We start from the raw sequence: 8,021 nt of genomic DNA on the forward strand, positions 1-8,021 counted from the left end.
CTAGTGCGATTTATTTGCGTACATTCGCGTTCATTTGCGGGCTTTCTTTGATTTGAGTGGAGTTTGTATCTATGCCCAATCCCCTGCTGGAAATGAACGGCCTGCCGCCGTTCCACGCCATCCGCCCGGAACATGTGGAGCCAGCCATCGACGCGGTACTGGCGGACAACCGCGCCGCCGTCGCCCGCCTGCTGCAACACGCCAATCACTCCTGGGACACCCTGCTCGCCCCGTTGGAGGAACTGGATGACCGCCTGAGCCGCACCTGGTCGCCGGTGAGCCACCTCAACGCAGTGATGAACTCCGAGGAGCTGCGCGCCGCCTACAACGCCTGCCTGCCCAAGCTGAGCGCCTACGCCACCGAACTGGGGCAGAACGAAACGCTGTACCATGCCCTGCAATCGATTCGCGACGGTGCAGAATACGCCACCCTGTCCACCGCCCAGCGCAAGCACCTGGACAATCTGCTGCGCGACTTCCGCCTCTCCGGCGTGGCACTGCCGCCGGACCAGAAGGCACGCTTCAAGGCCGCCAGCGAGGAGTTGAGCCAGGCCACCGCCCGTTTCGAGGAACACCTGCTCGACGCCACCAACGGCTGGCATGTGCTCATCACCGACGCTGCGCGCCTAGCCGGCATCCCGGACAGCAGCCAGGGCATGATGCGCCAGGCGGCGCAGCGCGAGGGCCAGGAGGGCTGGCGCATCGGCCTGGACTTTCCCAGCTATTTCGCCGTGATGACCTATGCCGACGACCGCGCCCTGCGCGAAGAACTCTATACCGCCTACAGCACCCGCGCCTCCGATCAGGGCCCCCAGGCCGGGCGCTGGGACAACGGCCCGGTGATGGAACAGATCCTCGCCCTGCGTCACGAGCTGGCGCAGTTGCTCGGCTTTCCCAGCCACGCCGAGCACTCTCTCGCCACCAAGATGGCCGAGTCGCCGCAGCAGGTGCTTGGCTTCCTGCGCGACCTCGCCGCGCGCTCCCTCCAGCTCGCGCAGGGCGAACTGGACGAGATCGCGGCTTTCGCCCGCGACCAGCATGACCTCAAAAAACTCGAGGTGTGGGACATCAACTACTACGCGGAGAAACTGCGCCAGCACAAGTACGCCGTCTCGCAGGAAGACCTCAAGCCCTGGTTCCCCGCCGACCGGGTGGTGACCGGCATGTTCGAGGTGGTGCAGCGCCTGTTCGGGCTGGACATCCGCCCGGTGGGCGGCGTGCAGACCTGGCATGATGATGTGCAGTTCTACGACATCTTCGACAGTGCAGGTAGCCTGCGCGGTCGCTTCTATCTCGACCTCTACGCGCGGCCGAAAAAGCGCGGCGGCGCCTGGATGGACGAGTGTATCCGCGCCCGCACCGGGCAGACGCCGGTGGCCTATCTCACCTGCAACTTCACCCCGCCGCTGGATGGCAAGCCGGCCCTGCTCAGCCACGACGAGGTGCAGACCCTGTTCCACGAGTTCGGCCACGGCCTGCACCACATGCTCACCCGGGTCGGCGTGGCCGGCGTCGCCGGCATCAGCGGCGTGCCCTGGGATGCGGTGGAGCTGCCCAGCCAGTTCCTGGAAAATTGGTGCTGGCAGCGCGAGGCGCTGGACCTGTTCGCACGCCATCACGAGACCGGCGCGCCGCTGCCGCAAGACCTGTTCGACAAACTATGGGCAGCGCGCAACTTCCAGGCCGGCATGCAGATGGTGCGGCAGTTGGAGTTCGCCCTGTTCGACTTCCGGCTGTATCTGGAATACGACCCGCAACAGGGCGGCCGCATCCAGCAGATCCTCGATGAGGTGCGCGCCGAGGTGGCGGTGGTGCGCCCGCCCCACTACAACCGCTTTCAGCACGGCTTCGCCCATATCTTCTCCGGCGGCTACTCGGCCGGCTACTACAGCTACAAGTGGGCCGAGGTTCTCTCCAGCGACGCCTTCGCCCGCTTCGAGGAAGAAGGCGTGTTCAACCGCGCCACCGGCGTCGCCTTCATGGAGGCGATCCTGGAACAGGGCGGCGCGCGCGAGCCGATGGAGTTATTCGTCGAGTTTCGCGGCAGAGAACCATCGATCGATGCCCTGCTGCGTCATAGCGGTATCAGATAGACTGCGCCTCATCGCCCTAAGGGAGCCGCACCATGTCCCAGCAACACCTGGCGGCGGCCGAGTCTGCCCCGCCGGCCCCGACCGTGCCACCGCCGCGCCGCCCGCCGTTCCTGGGCGACCACCTGCGCGACTCGCTACTGCTGCGGGTGGCTCTGATCCTGACGGTGGCGGTGATCGCCAGCATCGTCGCGCTGTTCGTCGGCATCGACCACCTGGTCAGCGAACAGTTCCGTACCGTACATGCCGAGCGTCAGCAGCGCCTGGCGACGCAGGCCGAGCGGCTGGTGGCACAGGAACAGGTGGCGCTGGAGCGCGTGGCGGAACTGCTCGCCAATGACGCCGAGTTGGCCAATGCCGTGTACTACCACCTCTACCTGGAAGGCGAGCGCAGCCATCCCCTGGCGGCGCTGGAACGCCTATCCCAGGCCTTCAACGTCCCGTCGCTGACATTGTTCGACCGCGACGAGCGCGACGTCGCCGGCATCGGCAACGAGCTACCGCTGCAGCCGTTCGACCCGGCAGCGCCTGGCACCAAGAAAACTCATCTCGTCTGGCACGAAGGCCGCGTATGGGCGGTGAGTGTCGCACCGCTGCTGCGCAATGCCGCGCTGCTGGCCTGGCTGCAACTGGCACGCCCGCTGAATGCCGTGCTCGAACCGGCCTTCGGCAGCGATGCCGAGGTCAGTATCGTCGCCGAACGAACCAGCGGCAGACACAGCGGCGTCTATGTCCCGCTGAACATGACCGGCGCCAGCGCCTGGCTGTCGGTGGCGCTGCCGGACACGGTGGGGCAGGCACTGTCCAAGGTGCAGGCCCTGCTGGTACTGACGCTGCTGGTGGCGGGCGGACTGCTGCTGCTGGCCCTGCTTGCCGTGCTGTACCGCGAACTGCGGCCGTTGCGCAGCCTGGCCCAGGCCGCCGGCGCCGTGGGCCGCGGCGAATTCGGCAGCCGCCGCCTGGCAGTGCAGGGCAGCCACGAGGTGGCACAACTGGTCCAGGCCTTCAACGCCATGCTGGGCGACCTGGAGCGCATGCAGGAAATGGAACGGCTGTCGGGCATCGGCCGCATGGCGGCGCGCGTCGCTCACGATATCAACAACCCCATCACCGTCATCGACAACATGGCGCGGCTGATGCTGCGCGAGGTCCCCGCCGATAGCCCGCTGGCGGAGGACGTGCAGCGCATCCTGCATCACTGCGGGCGCTGCCGCACCACGGTGGAACTGCTGCTGCAATACGGCCGCCCCATCCGCCTACGCCGGCAGCGCCTGGAACTGGGCGCGCTGGTGCGCGGCTGCGTCGAACGCTGGCGCGTGGGCCGGCCCGAGGCGCTCTCCCCGCACGTGTCCACCCCGGATGATATCTGGGTCGATGCCGACCCCTACCACCTGGAACAGGCCCTGGCCAATCTGTTCAACAACGGCCAGGAGGCGGCGCCGCAGGGCCGGCTGCACATCACCGTGCGGCCGGTGCATGGCTATGGCGAGATCGAGATCCGGGACGAGGGAGCGGGCTTCTCGCCGGAGGCGCGGGAGCACCTGTTCGAACCGTTCTACACCAGCAAGCGCGGCGGCAGCGGTCTCGGTCTGGCCAGTTGCCGCGCGGTGTTCCATGCCCACGGCGGCCGAGTGAGCGTGGGCGACGGTCCCGGTGGCATCATCCGGGTGGAGCTGCCTCAGACGGCAACGGCGCCGTAACCGGCCTCACGCGCGCTTACCGGTACCAGGGCCTGGCCGATGATGGCGGCGCCAAGCGGACTGTAGAGAAAATCGAAGAAGCCGCGCATGCGCGCCTCATCCCACTCCCGGAAGACGATATTGAGCGGCCCCATCAGAGGATAGGCACCGCTTTCCGCCGCCTCCCGTTCGGGGGCGACACCATTCACGGTCACCGCGCGCAGCTGGCCGCTCTTGAGATAGGGCAGCGCCAGGGCGCGGCTGACCACGCCCACCGCCCCCGGGTAGCGTGCCACCGTCTCCACCAGCTGCTGATCGGTTTCGATGAACAAGGCATGGGACGACCAGTCGGGACGGTTGTCCAACAGCAGATCACGCACCGGCTCCATGTAGTCGGGGCAGTGATTGCGCACCACCAGGACGATGGCCCGATCCGCATCGCCCAGTTCAGACCAGCGGCGGATCCCGCCGCGCGCCACCTGGCGCAACGCCCCCATGGAAATGTCCGGCAACGCCACCGACGGGTGGGCGACCACCACCTTGATGTCACGGGCCACCAGCAGCGACGGCAGATGGGCAGCGCGCGATCCCTCCACCGGGCAACACATCCCGCCCAGCTCGGCTTCGCCGCGCAGCACGCCGGTGATGCCGTCATCGCAGCCACCACCGGTGACATCCACCGGCCCGCGGCCGAGACGGTTGTAGCTGGCGGACAGTTCGCGCAGGGCGCCATAGGTGAGGATATGGGTGCCCTGATAGCGCAACCCGCCCGGTGTCGGCGCCATGACGGCGGCTCGGCGGATGGGGCTGATGCAATAGCTTTCCGCCCACGGATTCAGTGCCGGCGGCGCGGCGCGCGACAGCAAGGGCAGGCCGGCCAGGGCGAAGAGGAAGTTACGGCGCTTCATACAGTGGATTGCTCCTTGACAACCATGCGCACAGAATAACGCTCAATCCACGACCTTGCACACTGCACGCCTCCATGCCCGCAACAACTGACGACCCCACCCTGTCGGTCCTCCTCATCGAGGACGAGCCCGACGTCGCCCACACCCTCAAACGTGTCATCGAGTCCCTCGGCAACTACCGCGTCGCGATCCAGCTCGATGCGCGCCAGCTGGAACAGTCCCTGTCCGGCGGCCTGCCGGACCTGGTGGTGACCGACCTGATGATGGGCACCATCGACGGTTTCGAGGTGATCCGCCAGGTCAAGGCCCTGGCCCCCGACCTGCCGGTGGTGGTGGTGAGCGCCTACGCCACCCTGGAAAATGCCGTGGAGGCGGTGCGGGTGGGCGCCTTCGACTTCCTGCCCAAACCCTTCAGCCCCGACTCGGTGGAGCTGCTGCTGGCCAAGGTGCGGCGCGAACTGGAACTGCGCGGACGCCTGGCAGCCATGTGCCGTCAGGCTCAGGCGCAGGACCCCTACACCACAGCGCTCAAGGGCAACAGTCCTGCCATGGCGGAACTGCGCGCCTGGATCTGCCGCGTGCGCGGCACCTCGGCCAGTGTGCTCATCGAAGGCGAGACCGGCACGGGCAAGGAGCTGGTGGCACGCGCCATCCACGCCGGCAAGGGACCGTTCGTGGCGGTGAACGTGGCCTCCATTCCCATGGAACTGGCCGAATCGGAACTGTTCGGCCACACCCGGGGCGCCTTCAGCGGCGCTACCCACGAGCGCCAGGGCCTGCTCCAGGAGGCCGACGGCGGCGTGCTGTTCCTGGACGAGGTCAATGCCCTGCCGGCGGCGCTGCAGGCCAAGCTGCTGCGCGCCCTGCAGGAGCGGCGCGTGCGGCCAGTGGGCGCCGACCGCGAGGTGACGGTGGACTTCCGGCTGATCTCGGCCAGCAACCAGCCGCTGGAGGTACTGCTGGAATCCGGCGCCTTCCGCCGCGATCTCTACCACCGCCTCAACGTGCTCCAGGTGCGGTTGGCCCCCCTGCGCGAGCGGCGCGAGGACATCCCACTGCTCGCCGGCCATTTCCTCGAACACTACGCCCGCGCCCACGGCCGCCCGGTACGGCGCCTGGCGCCGGACTTCGTCACCGCCCTGCAACGCTACGGCTGGCCCGGCAACGTGCGCGAGCTGGAAAATGTCATCGAGCAGGCAGTGATCCTCTGCCCGGAAGGCGTCCAGGCCCTGGAGGTGGCACTGCTGCCCCCCGCCGTGCTGGGGCTGGCCGCCATCCCGACCGCTGCCACCACGCCCATGCCGGACGGCGCATTGACCCTGGCCGAGGCGGAGCGCCGCCACATCCTCCAGGTGGTGCAGCAGACCGGCGGCAACAAGGCCGAGGCGGCGCGCACCCTGGACATCGACTACAAGACCCTGCTGCGTAAGCTCAACCAGTACCAATAGGGCATTTTGCCCCACCCCTTTTTCCCCCACTGGGGCGTATTGCCCCAGCCGTGGTCTGTCATGCGCTTGCCGCAGCGACACCCATTCCCAAAAAAAATCTTCGCCCATTCAACCCATTGGGCATCAGTCCGTTCCTCCCGCCGGCGGCTGGCCCGTCCCTTGCTCTGTAGCGGTCAGGCGTGTACGCGCGCCGTTGACCAGAATCCACACAGCAGGAGAGAACAATGTTCAAGAAAATAACCACGGTGGGTGCGATCGCGCTGCTCGTTGCGGGCACCGGCGCCATCGCCGCCGACAGAACGCTGCCGTCCAATCTGCTCTATGACGCCGCGAATCCCAACAAAACCATTTGGCCCAAACCCGTCCCCAACAGCGGCGAACTGAAATATGAAGGCCACCGCCAAGACCTGTCACGCTGGCCCAGCCTGAGCTACGAAGAGACCTTGCCCACCCGCCGTCCCGAGCCGGTACAGGCGCCGCAACCACTGAACGGCGATCCGGCGCGCGGCAAAGAGATTGCCACCACCACCCAGAAAGGCAACTGCCACGCCTGCCATCTGCTGCCCGGCGACGCCCAGGGCGGCACCGCCGGCCCCCCGCTGTTGCGCTACTCCCAGCACGGCCGCGACACCGTCTGGACCTATCAGCAGGTATTCGATCCGCGCATCAACAATGCGAACACCGCCATGCCGCCCTATGGCACCAACCAGGTGCTGAGTCAGCAGGAGATCGCCGACGTGGTGGCCTACCTGATGTCTCTGCAGTAAGCGGCCGCAGACCGAAGAATTCCGAGGAGAGAACACTATGCGCTTTGCCAAAACCACCGCCCTGACGCTGCTGCTGACGTCCACGGCAACCCTGGCCAATCCGGCACCGTACCGCGAGTACACACCGATGCCGTTCTACGAGGCGAACGTCGCCGCCGACACCACCAACACCTATCGCCACTGGCGCGATCCGGAGCGGCTGGATGAGTCGCAGATGTCCGGCGACAATCAGTGGAAGCTGAACTGGAAGTTCAAGGACGAGCCGTACAACGACTCGCTGCACGGCGGCCATATCGCGCTGGATCGCGGCGAGACGGTGTACAAGCAGCTCAACGCCAAGGGTCGCTTCGCCAAATGCATCGGCGCCAAGAACAACGACCTGCGCGGCCTGCGCGCCAACCACTACCCGCAGTACAACAGCGAGCAAAAGCAGGTGGTAAACCTGGAGATGATGATCGAACACTGCGCCGCCAAGGAGGGCATGACCCTGCTCCACGGCAGCTACGACAACAGCGCGGTATCGGTGTACATTGCCAGCTTCAGTGCCGGCATGCCGCTGAAGGTGGACGTGAGCAAAGGTCCGCTGAAGGAGTCCTTCGACAAGGGCATGAAGCTGTTCCACACCCGCGGCGGCTGGACCAACTTCTCCTGTGCCACCTGCCACACCCAGATCGTGGGCATGAACCTGCGCGGTCAGACACCGACCTCCCACTTCGGCGACGCGGCCCACTGGCCCACCTGGCGCACCAAGGATGAACTGCAGGCCCTGCACGTGCGCTTCACCGAATGCAACCGCAACGCCGGCGTGCAGCCGCTGAAGATCGGCAGCAAGGAATACGTGGATATCGAGGTGTTCCTGAACGGACTGTCCAACGGCTATCCGGTGGTCTCCCCGTCCACCCGCGACTAATACCGCAGCGTGGGGCGGCACTGCGCCGCCCCCCTTGCCCCCATCACAGATACTGAGGTGAACGATTTATGAACGCTTTCCGTCAACGCCGGATCTTTCTCAAGGGCACCCTGGCCGGCAGCGCCGTTGCCGTTGCCGTCAGCGCCGGCCTGCTTTCTCCCCGTCAGGTGCTGGCTGCCTGGCCCAAGGACGCCTTCGAGGCCAAGGACATCGCCTCCG

Annotated in this window: 6 protein-coding genes and 1 pseudogene; 6 read left to right on the forward strand and 1 reads right to left on the reverse strand. The window is 66.6% G+C overall.

Features of this window, described 5'->3' with window-relative positions; genetic code table 11:
* The first annotated feature begins 71 nt into the window (after positions 1-71).
* Both prlC and ACMV8A_RS10280 read left to right on the forward strand, forming a co-directional pair.
* Positions 72-2,093 (forward strand): oligopeptidase A, encoded by a 2,022-nt coding sequence (prlC, locus tag ACMV8A_RS10275; RefSeq protein WP_495325689.1) that lies wholly within the window; start codon positions 72-74, stop codon positions 2,091-2,093.
* A gap of 32 nt (positions 2,094-2,125) precedes the next feature.
* The gene (locus ACMV8A_RS10280; RefSeq protein ID WP_495325690.1) at positions 2,126-3,790 is read left to right on the forward strand and encodes a sensor histidine kinase; all 1,665 of its coding nucleotides are present in this window, start codon (positions 2,126-2,128) and stop codon (positions 3,788-3,790) included.
* Here the strand turns inward: ACMV8A_RS10280 and ACMV8A_RS10285 are convergent.
* Positions 3,769-4,677: a substrate-binding domain-containing protein gene (locus tag ACMV8A_RS10285; protein WP_495325691.1), complete on the reverse strand. Its 909-nt coding sequence runs from the start codon at positions 4,675-4,677 to the stop codon at positions 3,769-3,771. The two genes, ACMV8A_RS10280 and ACMV8A_RS10285, sit on opposite strands and share 22 nt — an antisense overlap.
* 74 nt (positions 4,678-4,751) lie before the next feature.
* Between ACMV8A_RS10285 and ACMV8A_RS10290 the strand changes: the two genes are divergently transcribed.
* The 4 genes and pseudogenes from ACMV8A_RS10290 to ACMV8A_RS10305 all read left to right on the forward strand — a co-directional run.
* On the forward strand, positions 4,752-6,125 hold the full coding sequence (locus tag ACMV8A_RS10290) for a sigma-54-dependent transcriptional regulator (protein ID WP_495325692.1): 1,374 nt from the start codon (positions 4,752-4,754) through the stop codon (positions 6,123-6,125).
* 224 nt (positions 6,126-6,349) lie between these two features.
* Positions 6,350-6,892 carry a sulfur oxidation c-type cytochrome SoxX gene (gene soxX / locus ACMV8A_RS10295; RefSeq protein ID WP_495325693.1) on the forward strand — a complete coding sequence of 181 codons (543 nt, stop codon included), beginning with the start codon at positions 6,350-6,352 and terminating at the stop codon, positions 6,890-6,892.
* Between the two features lie 37 nt (positions 6,893-6,929).
* Positions 6,930-7,802, forward strand: coding sequence for a sulfur oxidation c-type cytochrome SoxA (gene soxA, locus ACMV8A_RS10300; RefSeq protein WP_495325694.1), 873 nt, complete (start codon positions 6,930-6,932; stop codon positions 7,800-7,802).
* A gap of 68 nt (positions 7,803-7,870) precedes the next feature.
* Positions 7,871-8,021: pseudogene (locus ACMV8A_RS10305) on the forward strand (thiosulfate oxidation carrier protein SoxY); the annotation flags it as partial.

The sequence above is a fragment of the Sulfurivermis sp. genome (assembly GCF_059410345.1).

Bases quoted from the DNA above. Each gene is read 5' to 3' on its own strand.
- prlC (WP_495325689.1), top strand. From the start codon at position 72: ATGCCCAATCCCCTGCTGGAAATGAACGGCCTGCCGCCGTTCCACGCC.
- ACMV8A_RS10280 (WP_495325690.1), top strand. From the start codon at position 2,126: ATGTCCCAGCAACACCTGGCGGCGGCCGAGTCTGCCCCGCCGGCCCCG.
- ACMV8A_RS10285 (WP_495325691.1), bottom strand. From the start codon at position 4,677: ATGAAGCGCCGTAACTTCCTCTTCGCCCTGGCCGGCCTGCCCTTGCTG.
- ACMV8A_RS10290 (WP_495325692.1), top strand. From the start codon at position 4,752: ATGCCCGCAACAACTGACGACCCCACCCTGTCGGTCCTCCTCATCGAG.
- soxX (WP_495325693.1), top strand. From the start codon at position 6,350: ATGTTCAAGAAAATAACCACGGTGGGTGCGATCGCGCTGCTCGTTGCG.
- soxA (WP_495325694.1), top strand. From the start codon at position 6,930: ATGCGCTTTGCCAAAACCACCGCCCTGACGCTGCTGCTGACGTCCACG.